The sequence below is a fragment of the Polaribacter uvawellassae genome (assembly GCF_039748955.1).
Lineage (GTDB): Bacteria > Bacteroidota > Bacteroidia > Flavobacteriales > Flavobacteriaceae > Polaribacter > Polaribacter uvawellassae.
This window is the reverse complement of the sequence record NZ_JBDIZN010000002.1, coordinates 257,893-275,527: the sequence shown is the minus strand read 5'-3', so window position 1 is coordinate 275,527 and position 17,635 is coordinate 257,893. Positions and strand designations below refer to the sequence as shown.

Below are 17,635 nucleotides of genomic sequence, written 5' to 3'. Positions count from 1 at the left end.
TTATTTTTCGGCAAAAATACATATTTTTTAGTTTTATTTAATATTAAATAGTTAAAAAACGTAGAACGACATTAATAGTTCTTTTAGCGACACTTTTATTGGTAATAAGTTTTTACTTTTGAGCTACTTTTTGAAAAAAGATACATGACAACCAAAAATCATCAAGTAAATTTATTCAATATCGGAGTAAGCTATAAAAAAGCAGAAGCAGATGTTAGAGGTAAATTTTCGTTAACTAAAGAAGCTCAGACTCTTGTATTAAAAGAGGCAAAAGAAAGTGGTATTGATGGCATTTTTGTATTATCAACTTGCAATAGAACAGAGATAACTGGTTTAGCAGAAGATCCTAAGCAATTAATAGATTTATTATGCAAGCATTCTAAAGGAACTGCAGAAGATTTTGCAGCTGTTTCTAATGTGTATGAAAACCAAGAAGCCATTTCGCATCTGTTTAGAATGGGAACTGGTTTGGATAGTCAGATTTTAGGAGATTACGAAATTGTTGGTCAATTAAGAAACTCTTTTAAGCAGGCAAAAAAACAAAAAACGACCAATGCTTATTTCGAAAGACTTTTAAATCATGTAATGCGAGCAAGCAAACGTGTTAAAAATGAAACGCGTTTAAGTTCTGGCACAACTTCTGTTTCTTATGCTGCGGTACAATATATCATTTCTAATTTACCAAATTATAATCATAAGAATATTTTGGTTTTTGGTTTGGGTAAAATGGGAAAACATACCTGTAAAAATTTAGCAGAATACACAGAAAATAAATCGGTTTGCTTAATCAATAGAACAGAAGAAAAAGCAACAGAATTTGTTAAAGAGCATCAATCAATTAGAAAAGCAACAATCAATAATTTAGCTTCAGAAGTAAAAAAATCTGATGTTTTAATTGTCTCAACTGGTGCAAATTTTCCAACAATAACAAAAGAACACATTCCTACAGATAAAGAAATTCTAATTTTAGATTTATCAATGCCTGCAAATGTTGACGCCGAGGTAAGAAATTTACCAAACGTAACACTTGTTAATGTTGATGAATTATCTAAAATTACGGATGAAACCTTGGCAATTCGTCAACAAGAAATACCTTTTGCAGAATCAATTATAGAAACTCATAAAAACGAGTTTAATGAATGGTTAAATCATCGTAGATTTACACCAGCAATTAATGCGCTAAAACAATCGCTAGAAACGATTCAGCAAGATGAAATTGCTTTTCATAAAAAAAAGTTGAAAGGTTTTGATGAAGAACATGCAGAAATTATCACATCAAGGTTTATTCAAAAAATAACAACACAGTTTGTAAAACATTTAAAAGACGACGAAACGTCAATTCCGCTAAGTATAAATGTGGTAAGTAAAATGTTTGGAACTGAATTAGAAAAACTACATGCAGAAGATTATTAGAATTGGTACTAGAGATAGCGAGTTAGCACTTTGGCAAGCAAAAACAGTTCAACAACAACTAGAATATTTAGGACACAAAACAGAAATCAAAGCAGTAAAATCAGCGGGAGATTTAGTTTTAGATAAACCTTTGTACGAATTAGGAATTACAGGAGTATTTACAAGAAATTTAGATATTGCTTTAATGAATGATGAAATTGATATTGCGGTTCATTCTTTAAAAGATGTGCCAACAGTATTGCCAAAAAGTATTGTTCAGGCAGCAGTTTTAAAAAGAGGAAACTCTAATGATATGCTTGTTTTTAAAGACAACGAAGAGTTTTTAACCCAAGAAAATGCCATTGTAGCAACCGGAAGTTTACGTAGAAAAGCACAATGGTTACATCGTCATCCAACGCATCAAGTTGTTGGTTTAAGAGGAAATGTGCAAACCAGATTAGAGAAATTAAAAAATAACGATTGGAATGCTGCAATTTTTGCAGCTGCCGGACTGGAAAGATTAAAAATAAAACCAGACGGCGCTTTTAGTTTAGATTGGATGATTCCTGCTCCCGCACAAGGAGTTGTAACTATTTCTGCATTGGCAGAATCTACAGATATTTTAGAAATTTGTAAAGAATTAAATGATGAAGAAACTGCAATGCTTGCAAAAGTAGAGCGCGATTTCTTAAACATTTTAGAAGGCGGATGTTCTGCTCCGATTGGCGCTTTAGCTTTTGTAAAAGAAGATGAAGTATATTTTAAAGGTGTTTTGTTAAATGCTGATGGAACCAAAAGAATTGATGTTACTTCTAAAGAAAAAATTGGAAGACATAATTACATCGCTAAAGAATGTGCAGATTTTGTATTGAATAGAGGCGGAAAAGAAATAATGAATTCGCTAAAAGGAAATAAAGAAAAAGAATTTGCAGTGTATTCTACAAAGAAACTTTCTGAAATTCAAAAACGTTTATTGCCAGAAACTGTTGCGGTTGATGATAGTGATTTTATTAAAATTCGCTTTAATAGAATTCCGCCAAAAGTGGTTAAAAATGAAATTGAAAATGTGATCATAACTAGTAAAAACGGCGTAGAATCGTTGTTGAATAGTTTTGTAAAACAGGAATTAAATTTCAAAAACATTTACTGTGTTGGCAGAAGAACAAAGAAGTTAATAGAGCAGAAAATAGGAAAAGTTACACATTCTGAAAAGAATGCAGAAAAATTAGCAGAATATCTTTCATCAAACATAAAAGGACAAGAAGTAACCTATTTCTGTAGCGATTTACGTTTAGATACCTTGCCAGAAGTATTGACAAAAAATGAAATTACAGTAAACGAAGTAGAAGCCTATAAAACCATGTTTAGTCCAGTAAATGTTAGAGATAATTTTTCTGGTGTACTATTTTACAGTCCGTCTACAGTAGAAAGTTATTTGCAAGATAATCAACCAAATAAAATTGCTTTTTGTATCGGAGAAAGTACCGCGAAAGAAGCAAGAAAACATTTCGAAAATGTACAAGTTGCCAATTTGCCAACCGTAGAAAGTGTGTTAGAATTGGTGAATTTACATTTTGTAAAAAAATAAATTAAAATGTCTCCTCGAGCGGAGTCGAGAGGTTTTAATTAGGTCTCTACTCCGCTCGACCTGACATCGAAGAAAATAAAGATAATGTTCAGAACAAGAAGACTTAGAAAATCAGAAGGAATCAGAAGATTGGTTAGAGAAACTAAACTATCTGTTGATGATTTTATTTATCCGCTTTTTATCGAAGAAGGAGAAAACATTGAAACAGAAATTGTTTCGATGCCAGGCATCAAACGTTTTTCTTTGGATAGAATTTCTAAAGAATTAGACGAAGTTGTAGCCTTAAATATTCCAGCAGTTTTGTTATTCGGAATTCCGTCTAAAAAAGATGATGAAGGTACAGAAACTTGGAATGATAACGGAATAATGCAACAAGCAATTCGTTTTATTAAAAAAAACTATCCGAGTTTATATGTGATTACTGATGTGTGTTTTTGTGAATACACTTCTCATGGACATTGCGGAATAATCCACGAGAATGATGTGGATAATGATGCTACTTTAGTCAATCTAGCAAAGCAAGTAATTTCGCATGCAAAAGCAGGTGTAGATATGGTTGCGCCATCAGGAATGATGGACGGAACAATTGATATGGTGCGTCAGTCTTTAGATAATTCAGGTTTTGAAAACTTGCCAATTATGGCGTATTCAGTAAAATATGCATCCGCATTTTATGGACCTTTTAGAGATGCTGCAGATTCTGCTCCAACTTTTGGAGATCGAAGAACCTATCAAATGGATCCATCAAATAGAGAAGAAGGAATGCGTGAAGCAACCTTTGATGATCAAGAAGGAGCCGATATTTTAATGGTAAAACCAGCTTTATCTTATTTGGATATCATTAGAGATTTAAAAAATAATTTTGACCGACCAATTGCATGTTATAATGTAAGTGGAGAATATGCCATGATAAAAGCTGCGGCAGAAAAAGGTTGGATTGATGGTGAAAAAGTAATGATGGAAAGTTTACTATCTATGAAAAGAGCAGGAGCAGATATCATCATTACGTATTTTGCTAAAGAAGCTGCTAAAGTTTTGTTGAGAAAAAGTTAAAATGTCTCCTCGAGCAGAGTCGGGAGGTTTTTTAAGTTCTCGAATGCGCACAATCAGACAAAAAAATAAAAAAATGAAATTCGAAAAATCACAAAAGTTATACGAAAAAGGATTGGTAAACTTAGTAGGAGCGGTAAATTCTCCAGTAAGAGCATTCTCATCAGTTGGAGGAAATCCGTTGTTTATCAAAAAAGCAAAAGGAACTAAAATTACAGATGTTGATGGCAATGAATATATTGATTTAGTGTTGTCTTACGGGCCAATGATTTTAGGGCATCGTCATAAAAAAGTACAAAAAGCAATTACCAAAGCTTTAAAAAATGGCTATTCTTTTGGGGCATCAACAAAAAATGAAATCAAACTTGCTAAAATTGTTTGTGATGCGTTTCCAGGAATGGACAAAGTACGTTTTGTAAACTCAGGTACAGAAGCTGTGTTAAGCGGAATCCGTTTGGCAAGAGCTTATACAGGAAAAGATAAAATCATCAAATTTTCTGGCTGTTATCACGGACATCAAGATGCTTTGTTGGTGGCTGCAGGTTCTGGGTTAGCAACATTGAGTTTACCAGGAAGTAAAGGAGTTCCAGATGGAGCAGTAAAAAATACACTAATTGCCGAATTCAATAATTTAGAAAGTGTAAAAGCACATTTTGAAAAATACGATGATATTGCGGGAGTTATTATTGAGCCTATTGCAGGAAATATGGGTGTTGTAATTCCGCAAGATAATTTCTTAGTAGAATTAAAATCCTATATAGAAACCAAAGGGGCCTTGTTGATTGTTGATGAAGTGATGACAGGTTTCCGTTCTAAATTTGGAGGAGCGCAAGAATTGTTAGGAGTTGAAGCAGATATTACCTGTTTAGGAAAAGTAATCGGCGGAGGTTTTCCTGTTGGAGCGTATGGAGCACGAAATGAAATTATGCAAGAAGTTGCTCCGCTTGGAGGAATGTATCAAGCAGGAACGTTGAGTGGAAATCCGATTGCGATGGCAGGAGGAATTGCAACATTAACTGAATTGAAAAAGCAAAATCCGTATGAACAATTTAATGCAGTAGCAGAAAAAATAGAAGGATTTTTACACGCATCAGCAGAGAAAAATGGAGTAGGAATTACGGTAAATAGATTTGGTTCTATGATCAATCCGTTTTTCACAAAAAGCGATGTAACAAATTTTGAGCAAGCACAAACTTCTGACACACAAAAATTTGCAGTATTCTTTTGGGAAATGATAAAAAATGGCGTGTTTTTACCACCAAGTCAATTTGAAGCCTGGTTTTTATCATCTGCATTGAGTGAAAAAGATTTAGAAAAAACAAGTAAAGCAATTGATGCAGCAATGTTAGCTGTTTCTAAAATGTAAATAATAAATGCCTTAAGCAATATGCTTTAAGCTCTATGCAGCCTAAAGCCTAAAGCCTAAAGCCTAAAGCAAAATCATGATAAAAAACGATTTATTTTTAAGAGCCTTAAAAGGAGAAACTGTTGATAGACCACCAGTTTGGATGATGCGCCAAGCAGGAAGATATTTGCCAGAGTTTATGGAAATCAAAAAGAAATACGATTTCTTTACACGTTGTCAAACTCCAGAATTAGCATCAGAAATTACAGTGCAGCCAATTCGAAGATACGGAATGGACGCTGCAATTTTGTTTTCTGATATTTTGGTAATTCCACAAGCAATGAATATTGATGTAGAGATGAAACCAAATTTTGGTCCCTATTTACCAAATCCTATTAGAGATCAAAAAGGTGTTGACAATGTTATAATTCCTGATGTTCATCAAGAATTAGGATATGTAATGGAAGCAATTAAAGCAACCAAAGAAAAGTTGAATGATGAAATTCCGTTAATTGGTTTTGCAGGTTCACCATGGACAATTTTATGTTATTGTGTGCAAGGTCAGGGTTCAAAGAATTTTGACAAAGCAAAAGAATTTTGTTTTACAAATCCAATTGCAGCACATCAATTATTACAAAAAATTACTGATACAACCATTGCCTACTTAAAAGCAAAAGTGGAAGCAGGAGTAAATGCTGTTCAGGTTTTTGATTCTTGGGGCGGAATGTTATCTCCAGTAGATTATCAAGAGTTTTCGTGGCAATATATTCAGCAAATTATTGATGCATTAAAAGAAGATGCGCCAGTAATTGCATTCGGAAAAGGATGTTGGTTTGCATTAGACACGATGGCAAAATCAGGTGCTTCTGCTTTGGGTGTAGATTGGACATGTTCTCCAAGAAATGCACGTTATTTATCGGGTGGAAATATTACATTACAAGGTAATTTTGATCCAACAAGATTGTTTTCTCCACCGGCAGAAATCAAGAAAATGGTACATCAAATGATTAATGAATTTGGAAAAGATAAATATATTGTGAATTTAGGTCACGGTATTTTACCAAATATTCCGTTAGAAAATGCAAAAGCATTTATTGATGCGGTAAAAGAATATAAAGCAAACTAAAATTCGAATATTTTGGGCGTTCCCTAAAGGTCGCGCTTTCCGTTATATCTTTTTGCAAAAAAGCAAAAAGGATGTCACTTCAATCGCTAACGCACATTTTAGTCCATTTATAGAATGAAGAACAAATTTTACGCTTACATAGAAAATCTACAAGACACCATTACTTCAACATTAGAAAAAGTTGATGGAAAAGCAGCATTTCAAGAAGATCTTTGGAAACGTGCTGAAGGCGGTGGAGGTAGAACTCGTGTAATTGAAAATGGAAACATTTTTGAAAAAGGAGGCGTCAATATATCTAAAGTATTTGGAGAATTGCCAGAAGCTTTACGAAAACAATTTGGAGTAGAAGAAGGAAATTTCTTTGCTTGTGGATTGAGCTTGGTGTTGCATCCAAAGAATCCATTTGTGCCAACTGTTCACGCCAATTGGCGTTATTTTGAAATGTACAACTCATCTGGAGAAATTGTTACGCAATGGTTTGGTGGCGGACAAGATTTAACTCCGTATTATTTGTTTGAAGAAGATGCAATTCATTTTCATACTGTTTGCAAAACAGCCTGTGATAAACATCACCTAGAATTTTATCCGAAGTTTAAAGAAACCTGTGATGACTATTTCTGGAATACTCACAGAAATGAAGCGCGTGGAATTGGTGGTTTGTTTTTTGATTATTTAAAAGAAACCGATGAGTTTTCTATAGAAGATCGATACAATTTTGTTACTGAGGTTGGTAATAGTTTTTTAAATTCTTACGTTCCAATTGTAGAAAAAAGAAAAGAAATTGAATACACTAAAGAGCATGAAGATTGGCAAGAAGTTCGCCGAGGTCGTTATGTTGAATTTAATTTAGTACACGATAGAGGAACATTGTTTGGTTTAAAAACTAATGGACGCATAGAAAGTATTTTAATGAGTTTACCACCAACAGTTCAATGGAAATACAACCATCATCCAGAAGAAAATTCTGAAGAAGCTAAATTATTAGAAGTGTTATCGAAACCTAAGAATTGGATTTAAAACATTATTATATCTTTATAAATTAATCAACATATTTGTTGATATGATTATTTATCTCATAATAATTGAATTTTATTAAGAATAATGTAATTTTTAATTTTAAGGCATTTCAATTTTTCAATAAAAATTTTGATAAATAATCATTGAAATTTAGTACTTTCGCAGTCTGTAAAACAATTAATATAATGGCTAGATTTGAATTAAAACTTCCTAAAATGGGTGAAAGTGTTGCAGAAGCAACAATTACATCATGGTTAAAAGAGGTTGGTGATACGATAGAATTAGATGAAGCAATTGTAGAAATAGCTACTGATAAAGTAGATTCTGAAGTGCCAAGTGAAGTAGAAGGGACCTTAGTTGAAATTTTATTTGAGAAAGATGATGTTGTTGCAGTTGGTGCAACAATTGCTGTTATAGAAACTGAAGGAGGAGAACCTGTTGCGGTTTCAAATGAATCAAATGAGTATCCAAAAGAAGTTGTTGAAATAGAAAAAGAAATAGAAGCAACAATAGAACAAGTTGCTACTCCAATTACTAAAAATTCTGAAAGCGGAAAGTTTTACTCACCTTTAGTTAGAAATATTGCTCAGAAAGAAGGCGTTTCTATGCAAGAATTAGAATCAATTTCTGGCAAAGGAAAAGACGGTAGAGTTACAAAAGATGATATTTTATCATTTATAGAAAATAGAAGCTCTGCTCCTCAAAAAGTTACAGAACAACCGAAAGCTACTCCAATTAAACCTCAAGTTACAAAAGAACTTTCTAAAGCGGCTCCAGTTTCTGTAAACGGAGAAGACGAAGTTATTGAAATGAGTAGAATGGGAAAATTGATTGCCAAACATATGGTAGATTCTGTTCAAACATCTGCGCATGTACAATCGTTTATAGAAATTGATGTTACAAATATTGTAAAATGGAGAACAAAAGTAAAAGATGCTTTCTTTAAAAGAGAAGGAGAAAAATTAACTTTTACTCCAATTTTAATGCAAGCTGTTGCATCAACTATTAAAAAATATCCACTAATTAATATTGCTGTTGATGGTGATAACATTATTAAAAGGAAAAGTATTAATTTAGGAATGGCTGCTGCTTTGGCTGATGGAAATTTAATTGTTCCTGTTATTAAAAATGCAGATCAGTTAAACTTAGTTGGTATGACAAAAGCGGTAAATGATTTGGCAGTAAGAGCAAGAGGAAATCAATTAAAACCAGACGATATTCAAGGTGGAACCTACACAGTAACTAATGTAGGAAGTTTTGGTTCTGTGATGGGAACTCCAATTATAAATCAACCACAAGTTGCTATTTTAGCATTAGGAGCTATTAGAAAAGTTCCTGCAGTTATTGAAACTCCTGAAGGTGATTTTATCGGAATCAGACAAAAAATGTTTGTTTCTCATTCTTATGATCATAGAGTTGTAAATGGTGCTTTAGGCGGAATGTTCATCAAAACATTAAAAGAAACATTAGAAGCTTGGGATGTAAATCAAGACTTTTAAAAAGTAAATTATAAATAGATTAACAAAACGCTTGGAATTTCCGAGCGTTTTTTATTTTGTAATAATCTTAAAATAAATCAGTATTTGATGCTATATTTGTCATCTTAAATTATATACATAAAAAAAATGAAAAAACTACTTATTTTAATTGTTATTGCATTTACAATTAACACAAATGCACAAGAATCAACTTTATTAAGATTAAACTATAAGAAAGGAGATGTGTATAAAATGGTTATGACTCAAAACGTAAGCTCTGCTCAAATGGTTTTAGACATGAAAATTAACTCTGAGTTAACTGTTTTAAATGTAAACGGAGACATTTATGAAAGCGAAACTAAATTTACAAAATTAGTTGTAGATTTAATGCAAGGAACTAATATGATGAGTTACGACTCTAGTAAAAGTGATGATGAATTAGATCAAATGGGTTTGATGTTAAAGACACAAATGAGTCCAATGTTAAGTGCAGTTATTTCAACTAAAGGAAATAATTTAGGGGAAGTAATTGAATCAAAAACAAGTATTCCATTTCAAGGATCAGAAAATTTAGGGGAAAGCAATGTTATTTATCCAAAAGAAGCTGTTAGAGTAGGAGATACCTTTAAGATGGATAAATCTGCTGCTGGTGTTACTATAAATATGGTATATACAGTTAAGTCAATTTTAAATGATAAAGTAATTTTAGATTTAGCTGGTTCTGGTAGTGCAAAAATTAAAGGAACATTAACTATTGATAGAGCTACTGGTGTAACTTTAAAAATGGATATAGTTACAGAAGTAGTAGAACAAGGTGTAACAACTACTGTGGGAATGATTACTACCAAACAATAGTAAATTCATAGCATATCACCTTAAAAACTGAACACAGTTTATAAAGTAATAAAAAAGCCTCAAGATTTCCTTGAGGCTTTTTTTATTATTCGATACTTACATGAAAAAGAGCATCTCCTTTATTTACAATTGGAGTTTTATTTATACAAAATATATGACAATTAAAAGGAGCATAAATTTTCTTTTTAAACTCTCCAAAAGGATCTTCAATTATTCCTAAAACTTCTTTCTTTTTTATTTTTGCTCCATTTTTTACTAAAATCTTAAACATTCCAGAATGTGAAGATCTCAACCACTTTGCTTTTTTAATTAAAACAGGTTGTTCTTTTATAGTAACCTCTCCTTCAATTAAACCTAAATAGATCAATACATTTTTTGCGCCATTTACGCCTTCATTAATTATAGAAGCATCTAATTCTTTTGATTTTCCACCTTCAAATAATAGTACGGTTTTCCCCATTTTATTAATGGTTTCTCGTAAAGATTTTGCAATATTATTAGAAAAAACTATGATTGGAGGATTAAAAACTTTAGCCAACTCTAATCCCTTTTCGTCATCAATATTACATCTAATTTGAGCAATGTTTTCTCTTTGACCACCACCAGTATGAAAATCGATTACATAATCTACATGAGGTGCAATTTCTTTGGTAAATTGATAAGCAAACTGGCTCGCTAAAGAACCATTTGATGAACCTGGAAACATTCTGTTTAAATCTCTTCCGTCTGGAAACTCTCTTGTTTGAATTAAATATCCGAAAATATTAAAAACAGGAATACAAATTATAGTTCCGTTTACAGGTTTGTTTATTTTCTGCCCAATGATTTCTCTTAAAATACCAACTCCATTTATTTCATCACCATGAACACCGGCTAATAGTAATACTACTGGGCCTGGATTTAAAGATCGTTCAATAATTACAGGAACTTTTAAGGTGGTTCTTGTATGTAATTTGGCAACTTCTAAATCTAAAACGGTACGTTCTCCTTTAGGAATTTCTTTCCCTAAAATTTTAAAAGGTTTATTCAACATTTAATTCTAAATAACGGATAATTTCTTTAGCAATATTTTTCTTTGTAGCAACTTCTATGCCTTCTAAACCTGGCGAAGAATTTACTTCTAATACTAATGGACCTTTAGAAGATTGTAACATGTCAACTCCGGCAACACCTAATCCCATTGCTTTGGTAGCTTTTAATGCTGTTTTTTCTTCTTCATCTGTTAATTCAATAATATTTGCATTTCCTCCTCTGTGTAAATTAGAACGGAATTCACCTTCTTTTCCTTGGCGTTTCATTGCGCCAATAACTTTTCCATCAACAACAAAAGCTCTAATGTCTGCTCCGCCTGCTTCTTTGATAAATTCTTGAGCAATAACTCTTGCTCCAAGTCCATTAAATGCTTCTAAAACTGATGTTGCAGCATTTTGAGTTTCTGCTAAGACAACACCTAAGCCTTGAGTACCTTCTAAAAGTTTTAATACCAAAGGTGGCCCACCAACAGATTTTACAACATGTTCTACATCTTTTGTGTAATTTGTAAAAACTGTTTTTGGTAATCCAACTCCAGCTCTTGCTAATATTTGTAAGCTGCTTAATTTGTCTCTAGACCTAACCAATGCCATTGAAGACACTGCGGTAAATACTTTCATCATTTCAAATTGTCTGATTACTGCTGTTCCATAAAATGTTACAGAAGCGCCAATTCTTGGGATGATTGCATCAATATCTGTTAAATATTCTCCTTTATAAAAAATCTTTGGAGCTTTTCTTTCAATTTCTATATTGCATTTTAAATGATCTACAACAATAACTTCATGACCTCTTTTTTCTGCAGCTTCTACAAGCCTTCTTGTTGAGTATAATTTTGGATTTCTTGATAAAATGGCAATCTTCATAATTAGATTCTTTATTTTAATTTGTAAGAATTATTTTTTTGTGATGTATCAACAATAAATTTTTTAGTAAGAAACTTTCTTCCTAATAAAATAGGATACTTCATGTCGCTTCTTTCGCTTAAAGTTAATTCGATATTGTGAGTTTCGTTAAAAAGAGTAACAGTTGTTTTGATAGCAAAGCGTTCTTCTGATGTTCCGTTAGAACTTTTAATTACTTTTTTATAGTAATTTTTCGTTCTAAACTCTTTTTCATTGTATTGAATGTGTTCTGGATCTAAAAGTGTGAAGTTAATAAAATTCTCACCATTTATTATGGTTTCTTCTATTTTATGTGCGTGTATAGCTGATGTATAGGCTCCAGTATCAACTTTGGCTTCAATATTTAAAAGGCCAAATTCTGGAAAATCAATTTGATCAATTCGTCCAATTGTTTTTTTTTTCATTGTTTTTAAAAAAAATATACTCTGTTTTATGTAGGTTGCTAAGGTATAACAATTGTTGTTTCAAAAAAAAAGCTCAGAAATATTTCCGAGCTCTTTTTATCAAATATTTATAAACCCTTTTACGCTAACATGGTAACAGGGTTTTCTAAATACGTTCTTAAAGTTTGTAAAAATTGTGCTCCTACAGCTCCGTCAACAGTTCTATGATCACAGGCTAAAGTTACTTTCATGGTGTTACCAACCACAATTTGTCCGTCTTTTACAACAGGTTTTTGTACAATGGCACCAACAGATAAAATTGCTGAGTTTGGTTGGTTGATAATTGAAGTAAATTCTTGAATTCCAAACATTCCTAAATTAGAAATTGTAAAGGTGCTTCCTTCCATTTCGTTTGGAGTAATTTTTTTATTTCTTGCTTTTCCTGCTAATTCTCTAACATTCCCGCCAATTTGAGTTAAGCTCATTTGGTCTGCAAATTTTAAAACTGGTACAACCAATCCTTCATCTACTGCAACAGCAACCCCAATATGAATATGACTTTTAAAAACCGTAGCATTATCTGTCCAGCTTGTATTTACTTGCGGATGTTTTTTTAATGCCATTGCACAAGCTTTAACAACCATATCATTAAATGATACTTTTGTGTCTGGAATTGAGTTAATGGTTTTACGAGAATCCATTGCATTGTCCATATCAACTTCTATTGTTAAGTAGAAATGTGGTGCATTAAATTTCGAATTTCCTAAAGCTTTCGCAATTGCTTTACGCATTTGCGAGTTTTTTACTTCTTCTGTATGTTCTTCTCCTGCAGGAACAAATTTTGCAATTGTAGCAGAAGATGTCGCAGCTGGTGTTTCAGTTGCTACAGTAGTAGATGGAGTGTAATTTTCTACATCTTTTTTAGTAATTCTTCCATTATCACCAGAACCTTTTAAGTCAGCTAAATTGATGCCTTTATCACTAGCAATTTTCTTTGCTAATGGCGATGCAAAAATTCTTCCACCAGAATTAGTAGTTGCTTTTGTTTCTACAACTTCAGCAACTGGTTCTGCAAATTCCACTTTTTCAGGTGCTTCTTCTTTTTTCTTTTCTTCAGGTTTAGCCTCTTTAGGTTTAGAACCACTAGCACTTAATAAACTAGAAATGTCTTCACCTTTCTCACCAATAATAGCTAATAGTGTGTCAACCGGAGCACTTTCTCCTTCTTGAACACCAATATGTAATAAAGTTCCTTCGTTAAACGATTCAAACTCCATTGTTGCTTTATCTGTTTCTATTTCTGCTAAAATATCTCCTTCTTCTATAGAATCTCCAATATTTTTTAACCATTGTGCCACAACACCTTCTTCCATGGTGTCACTTAAACGCGGCATGTTTACTACTATTGCCATAATCTATCTTTTGATAAAAGGATAATCTTTTTGTTCGTATACAACATCGTATAATTGATCTACTTCTGGATAAGGAGAGTTGTCTGCAAACTCTTCACATTCTTTTACTAAATCTTTTACTTCTTGGTTGATTGTTTCAATTTCTTCTTCTGTAGCGTATTTTTTTTCTTTGATAACATCTAAAACTTGCGTAATAGGATCAATTTTTTTGTATTCTTCTACTTCTTCTTTCGTTCTATAATGTTGTGCATCAGACATTGAGTGTCCTCTATAACGGTAGGTTTTCATTTCTAAGAAAGTTGGCCCATCTCCACGACGAGCTCTTTGAATTGCTTCGTCAACAGCTTCTGCAACTTTAATAGGATTCATTCCGTCAACGGGTCCACAAGGCATTTCGTATCCTAAACCAAGTTTCCAAATATCTGTATGATTTGCTGTTCTTTCAACTGAAGTTCCCATTGCGTAACCATTATTTTCAACAATAAAAACAACTGGTAATTTCCAAAGCATTGCCATGTTAAAAGTTTCGTGTAAAGAACCTTGTCTTGCAGCTCCATCACCAAAATAGGTTAATGTTACTCCGTCATTTCCGGCATATTTATCTCCAAAAGCAATTCCTGCACCTAATGGTATTTGTCCACCAACAATTCCGTGACCACCGTAAAAACCTTTTTCTTTAGAGAAAATGTGCATAGAACCGCCCATTCCTTTTGATGTTCCAGTTACTTTACCGTACAATTCTGCCATTACAGCTTTCGGATCAACACCCATTCCAATGGGTTGAACGTGATTACGATATGCGGTAATCATTTTGTCTTTACCTAATTCCATTGCATGTAACGAACCTGCTAAAACAGCTTCTTGTCCGTTATATAAGTGTAAAAAACCTCTTACTTTTTGTTGGATATATACAGCAGCAAGTTTGTCTTCAAACTTTCTCCAAAACAGCATATCTCTATACCAATTTACGTAAGTTTCTTTGGTGATTTTCTTCATTATTAGTTGATGTTAAAAAGTCTAATTTAAGTAGCATAAAAAATGAATGCTAACAGCAAAAATAAGGGTTTTTTAGTTTTTAAAAAAAATGTTTTTAATAAAAAGTAAAATGCTTAAAAAAGGAGCTTTATAAAAAGAATTATTATTTGTCTTTTGCTATTAAAATTGTAGCAACAGCACCAGTTGCAAGATTCCATTCGTTAGATGAAATTAAATTATTTTCATCATCATAAACTTTAAAAGCTGCTGTGTTTGGTCCAGAAGTACCTTGATTTAAAGCTTTAAAAGCAATTCTATTAATTCCTACTCCAATTGGAATCGTAAATTTTTGATAGTTTTGCTTTAAAGTAATATTTGTAATAACAGGAATGTTGTTTACAAGAATGGTAACCATATCTCCGTCCGGATATTGAAAATCTCTACAAATAATAGTTACATTTTTTGAGTTGGTTCTAAAACTACCTAAATCTTGATCTACTTTTGGATATTGATATCGACCATTTATTTTTTTGTATGCTTTTAAAACACGTTCCTCGTTGAGTTTAGCTTGGTTTAATATTCCTTTATTTCTTAAATCTGCATCTTTTTGAGCTTGCGTTTTTGTTTTTTGCGAATTTTTGTAGGCATCTTGAAAACCTTTTGTTGCATCAAAATCTAAGGAGCCGGGTTTTTTTACAGGAATCGTTTTTGCTTTTATTGTAACCTTCTTTTTAGCGCCAATTTTATCCTCTTGTGAATACAAAGATTGGGCAGCCAATAGCAGTAAGCTTAAAACAAAAAAGAGTTGTTTGTTCAGGTTCATAAAATAAAAATATAATTTCTATACTGCAAATATAGTACCATTAATTTAAAAGATTGAGATCATTTTCTAAAAAAAGTATGCAGCATTAATTGCATTAATAAGAGTTCTATAATTTTTTTATGATCTATAGTTATTGAACAGTCATATTTGTTTAATCTTAATTATTTTTAGACTTAAGAAACGTAATTTATACTTTCTAAAAAAATAATAAAAGGTGTTTATGTTTAGTAATAATTTATATTATATGTTGTAAATTAGTGTTTTAGAAATATGTTTACTATATTTACGTGTGATTACTAATATTAAGCCTTAAAAACTAAAGATATGAAAAAACTAATAATTTTAATTTGTGTTTTAGCTGTAGTCAGTTGTACAAATGAAGAAAGTGATGAAAATAATTATGTAAATTTTGATACTGCGGTTGATTTTTCAATAGTAAATAACATAGGAGAAAATTTATTAAACCCTAACCACCCAAATACTATTGACATAAGTAAAATTAGAATTTTCTATGTGGTTAATGGGGTTAAAAAATTATACTACGGTGGCACAAACTTAGACCACCCAAATGGTTTTATGATATTTGGTTCTAATTATAAAAAAATAAGAATTTTTCAAAACCCATCAGTTACAGAGTCAAGACCAAAAACTATAATTGAGTGGGGACAAAACAATAGTGATGTTTTAGAAGCAAAATATAGAATATATCAAAATACCCCTATTTTACTTGAAGAATTTTGGTTAAACGGTACTTCTGTTTGGACAATTGCAGATGAATCTAATTCTGAAACAACTTATAAATCTTTTAAGCTGATAAAATAAGCCTTAATTATTTTATATTTAATTTGGATTTGTATGATGATAATAATGGAAGGTTTGGTTTGCTTTTGATTTTTTTGTGAGTAACTTAAATTTTATTATTGCTAAATGAATGATTGTTAATATTAAATCATTTTTATTGTTTTTAGTTTTGTTAAAACTAAAACTATTCAATAGGAAAATTAAAATAAGTGTCAGGAAAAGGTTCATTTTTTAAAGTAAAATGCCACCATTCAGTTTTTATTGGCTTAAAGCCGTTTGTAACCATTAGGTTTCTTAATAGCAATCTGTTTGCTCGTTGTTTTTTTGATATTTTATCATTTAAAGCATGAGATTGCTCACCGAAAAAATCATACGGACTTCCCATATCTAATTCTTCTCCACTTGTTAAATCCATAATTGTTAAATCTACTGTGCTTCCTCTTGTATGACCAGATTTTGAAGAAATATAACCTCGATTAAACAATTGTGTTTTAGGAACATTTGGGTAATATTGTCTTTTCATTAATGTGTCGTTCAACACTTTTGCCCAACGCACAAAATGATCTACCGCTTGTTGTGGTCTATAAGTATCAAATATTTTAAGGCTTAAATTAAATTGTAGTAATTCTTGCTGTACTTTTTTTAATGCATTTGCAGCAGTTTCAGAAATAATAATTGTTGGTTTAATATAACCATCAATTGGTTTTCCAATAAAATTATTATTAGAAATATATCTCATTTCTGTTTGAATACTTGCATCAACATTAGAGAGATACACAAAGCCTTTTGGTAAATTTTGTCCGCAAGATGACATTGAAATACAAAGAAATAGAAGTAAGGTTATTTTTTTCATAGTTATAAATGTACAAAAAAAGTAAAAGCCATATTATAAATATAATATGACTTTTACAAAGTAAACTAATAAAACCAAGTATTAGTACTATAATTAAGGTTGAAGTTGCCTTAATATAGATCTTAAATATGTTAATGTAGGCTAATCACTTTTGTGATTTTCCAACTATTTTTTTCTTTTTTCCAAACCATAATAAATTTACTAGGAGTCGATTTTGCATTTGGTTCTTTTTTGTTATAAAATTTATGATATCCAATTTGAATGGCTCCATAATCTTTTATAGGATATACCTCAATACTTCCTTTTATTAATGTTCGTGTTACTTTGTTACAAATGTTTTCTTTTAAAGCTTTTAAAAGGCCATTTTTATCTGTTGACAAACCGCCTTTATCGTGAAAAAACTCAATATTTTCATCGTATAATTCAGCTTGAGTTTCCATATCGCACGTATTGTATGCAGTGAAATATTTTGCATCCATTTTTACAATCTGATTATGTAAATCTACATTTGATGGTTTGTATTTCGGAATTTCATTTATTTGTCCAATTGCAAAATAAGACATTGTTACTGCGATAATAAAAAGGTAAATCTTCATCATA

Annotated in this window: 17 protein-coding genes; 9 read left to right on the top strand and 8 right to left on the bottom strand. The window is 31.6% G+C overall.

The genetic code is table 11. The features are described 5' to 3' along the window. The first annotated feature begins 144 nt into the window (after window positions 1-144). The 8 genes from hemA to ABDX67_RS05465 all read left to right on the top strand — a co-directional run bounded on the left by hemA (window position 145) and on the right by ABDX67_RS05465 (window position 9,851). Window positions 145-1,413 (top strand): glutamyl-tRNA reductase, encoded by a 1,269-nt coding sequence (hemA, locus tag ABDX67_RS05500; protein ID WP_347173961.1) that lies wholly within the window; start codon window positions 145-147, stop codon window positions 1,411-1,413. Next, a complete protein-coding gene (gene hemC, locus ABDX67_RS05495; RefSeq protein ID WP_347173960.1) occupies window positions 1,397-2,980 on the top strand; it encodes a hydroxymethylbilane synthase in 1,584 nt (527 codons plus the stop codon). The genes hemA and hemC overlap by 17 nt, the downstream gene beginning before the upstream one ends. 84 nt (window positions 2,981-3,064) lie before the next feature. After that, window positions 3,065-4,033, top strand: a complete 969-nt coding sequence (gene hemB, locus ABDX67_RS05490) for a porphobilinogen synthase (protein WP_347173959.1) — start codon at window positions 3,065-3,067, stop codon at window positions 4,031-4,033. Between the two features lie 73 nt (window positions 4,034-4,106). Next, on the top strand, window positions 4,107-5,396 hold the full coding sequence (gene hemL / locus ABDX67_RS05485) for a glutamate-1-semialdehyde 2,1-aminomutase (protein WP_347173958.1): 1,290 nt from the start codon (window positions 4,107-4,109) through the stop codon (window positions 5,394-5,396). A 76-nt stretch (window positions 5,397-5,472) separates the two neighbouring features. After that, window positions 5,473-6,501 (top strand): uroporphyrinogen decarboxylase, encoded by a 1,029-nt coding sequence (gene hemE, locus ABDX67_RS05480; RefSeq protein WP_347173957.1) that lies wholly within the window; start codon window positions 5,473-5,475, stop codon window positions 6,499-6,501. A 114-nt stretch (window positions 6,502-6,615) separates the two neighbouring features. After that, complete coding sequence (gene hemF, locus ABDX67_RS05475) at window positions 6,616-7,518, top strand: oxygen-dependent coproporphyrinogen oxidase (protein WP_347173956.1); 903 nt, start codon at window positions 6,616-6,618, stop codon at window positions 7,516-7,518. A 185-nt stretch (window positions 7,519-7,703) separates the two neighbouring features. Beyond that, on the top strand, window positions 7,704-9,017 hold the full coding sequence (locus ABDX67_RS05470; RefSeq protein ID WP_347173955.1) for a dihydrolipoamide acetyltransferase family protein: 1,314 nt from the start codon (window positions 7,704-7,706) through the stop codon (window positions 9,015-9,017). Window positions 9,018-9,143: 126 nt separating this feature from the next. Further along, window positions 9,144-9,851, top strand: coding sequence for a hypothetical protein (locus ABDX67_RS05465; RefSeq protein WP_347173954.1), 708 nt, complete (start codon window positions 9,144-9,146; stop codon window positions 9,849-9,851). A gap of 85 nt (window positions 9,852-9,936) precedes the next feature. Here the strand turns inward: ABDX67_RS05465 and ABDX67_RS05460 are convergent, their stop codons facing one another. From ABDX67_RS05460 to ABDX67_RS05435, 6 genes are all read right to left on the bottom strand, one after another. After that, window positions 9,937-10,884, bottom strand: a complete 948-nt coding sequence (locus tag ABDX67_RS05460) for a succinylglutamate desuccinylase/aspartoacylase family protein (protein WP_347173953.1) — start codon at window positions 10,882-10,884, stop codon at window positions 9,937-9,939. Continuing rightward, a complete protein-coding gene (gene rimK, locus ABDX67_RS05455; RefSeq protein WP_347173952.1) occupies window positions 10,874-11,749 on the bottom strand; it encodes a 30S ribosomal protein S6--L-glutamate ligase in 876 nt (291 codons plus the stop codon). Before rimK ends, ABDX67_RS05460 begins: the two co-directional genes overlap by 11 nt. An 11-nt stretch (window positions 11,750-11,760) precedes the next feature. Then, window positions 11,761-12,192: an ATP-dependent zinc protease family protein gene (locus ABDX67_RS05450; protein ID WP_347173951.1), complete on the bottom strand. Its 432-nt coding sequence runs from the start codon at window positions 12,190-12,192 to the stop codon at window positions 11,761-11,763. A 119-nt stretch (window positions 12,193-12,311) separates the two neighbouring features. Continuing rightward, window positions 12,312-13,583, bottom strand: coding sequence for a pyruvate dehydrogenase complex dihydrolipoamide acetyltransferase (locus ABDX67_RS05445; RefSeq protein WP_347173950.1), 1,272 nt, complete (start codon window positions 13,581-13,583; stop codon window positions 12,312-12,314). A gap of 3 nt (window positions 13,584-13,586) precedes the next feature. Further along, the gene (pdhA, locus tag ABDX67_RS05440) at window positions 13,587-14,579 is read right to left on the bottom strand and encodes a pyruvate dehydrogenase (acetyl-transferring) E1 component subunit alpha (RefSeq protein ID WP_347173949.1); all 993 of its coding nucleotides are present in this window, start codon (window positions 14,577-14,579) and stop codon (window positions 13,587-13,589) included. Between the two features lie 142 nt (window positions 14,580-14,721). Continuing rightward, on the bottom strand, window positions 14,722-15,381 hold the full coding sequence (locus tag ABDX67_RS05435; protein ID WP_347173948.1) for a hypothetical protein: 660 nt from the start codon (window positions 15,379-15,381) through the stop codon (window positions 14,722-14,724). A 324-nt stretch (window positions 15,382-15,705) separates the two neighbouring features. Between ABDX67_RS05435 and ABDX67_RS05430 the strand changes: the two genes are divergently transcribed. Next, entirely contained in the window at window positions 15,706-16,203 is a 498-nt protein-coding gene (locus ABDX67_RS05430) for a hypothetical protein (protein ID WP_347173947.1), read from the top strand. A 163-nt stretch (window positions 16,204-16,366) separates the two neighbouring features. On the opposite strand, the gene ABDX67_RS05425 is transcribed toward ABDX67_RS05430, so the two are convergent. Both ABDX67_RS05425 and ABDX67_RS05420 read right to left on the bottom strand, forming a co-directional pair. Further along, complete coding sequence (locus tag ABDX67_RS05425) at window positions 16,367-17,035, bottom strand: M15 family metallopeptidase (RefSeq protein ID WP_347173945.1); 669 nt, start codon at window positions 17,033-17,035, stop codon at window positions 16,367-16,369. Window positions 17,036-17,166: 131 nt separating this feature from the next. Beyond that, window positions 17,167-17,634: a nuclear transport factor 2 family protein gene (locus ABDX67_RS05420; RefSeq protein ID WP_347173944.1), complete on the bottom strand. Its 468-nt coding sequence runs from the start codon at window positions 17,632-17,634 to the stop codon at window positions 17,167-17,169. Window position 17,635 lies beyond the last annotated feature (1 nt).

Bases quoted from the DNA above. Each gene is read 5' to 3' on its own strand.
- hemA (WP_347173961.1), top strand. From the start codon at position 145: ATGACAACCAAAAATCATCAAGTAAATTTATTCAATATCGGAGTAAGC.
- hemC (WP_347173960.1), top strand. From the start codon at position 1,397: ATGCAGAAGATTATTAGAATTGGTACTAGAGATAGCGAGTTAGCACTT.
- hemB (WP_347173959.1), top strand. From the start codon at position 3,065: ATGTTCAGAACAAGAAGACTTAGAAAATCAGAAGGAATCAGAAGATTG.
- hemL (WP_347173958.1), top strand. From the start codon at position 4,107: ATGAAATTCGAAAAATCACAAAAGTTATACGAAAAAGGATTGGTAAAC.
- hemE (WP_347173957.1), top strand. From the start codon at position 5,473: ATGATAAAAAACGATTTATTTTTAAGAGCCTTAAAAGGAGAAACTGTT.
- hemF (WP_347173956.1), top strand. From the start codon at position 6,616: ATGAAGAACAAATTTTACGCTTACATAGAAAATCTACAAGACACCATT.
- ABDX67_RS05470 (WP_347173955.1), top strand. From the start codon at position 7,704: ATGGCTAGATTTGAATTAAAACTTCCTAAAATGGGTGAAAGTGTTGCA.
- ABDX67_RS05465 (WP_347173954.1), top strand. From the start codon at position 9,144: ATGAAAAAACTACTTATTTTAATTGTTATTGCATTTACAATTAACACA.
- ABDX67_RS05460 (WP_347173953.1), bottom strand. From the start codon at position 10,884: ATGTTGAATAAACCTTTTAAAATTTTAGGGAAAGAAATTCCTAAAGGA.
- rimK (WP_347173952.1), bottom strand. From the start codon at position 11,749: ATGAAGATTGCCATTTTATCAAGAAATCCAAAATTATACTCAACAAGA.
- ABDX67_RS05450 (WP_347173951.1), bottom strand. From the start codon at position 12,192: ATGAAAAAAAAAACAATTGGACGAATTGATCAAATTGATTTTCCAGAA.
- ABDX67_RS05445 (WP_347173950.1), bottom strand. From the start codon at position 13,583: ATGGCAATAGTAGTAAACATGCCGCGTTTAAGTGACACCATGGAAGAA.
- pdhA (WP_347173949.1), bottom strand. From the start codon at position 14,579: ATGAAGAAAATCACCAAAGAAACTTACGTAAATTGGTATAGAGATATG.
- ABDX67_RS05435 (WP_347173948.1), bottom strand. From the start codon at position 15,381: ATGAACCTGAACAAACAACTCTTTTTTGTTTTAAGCTTACTGCTATTG.
- ABDX67_RS05430 (WP_347173947.1), top strand. From the start codon at position 15,706: ATGAAAAAACTAATAATTTTAATTTGTGTTTTAGCTGTAGTCAGTTGT.
- ABDX67_RS05425 (WP_347173945.1), bottom strand. From the start codon at position 17,035: ATGAAAAAAATAACCTTACTTCTATTTCTTTGTATTTCAATGTCATCT.
- ABDX67_RS05420 (WP_347173944.1), bottom strand. From the start codon at position 17,634: ATGATGAAGATTTACCTTTTTATTATCGCAGTAACAATGTCTTATTTT.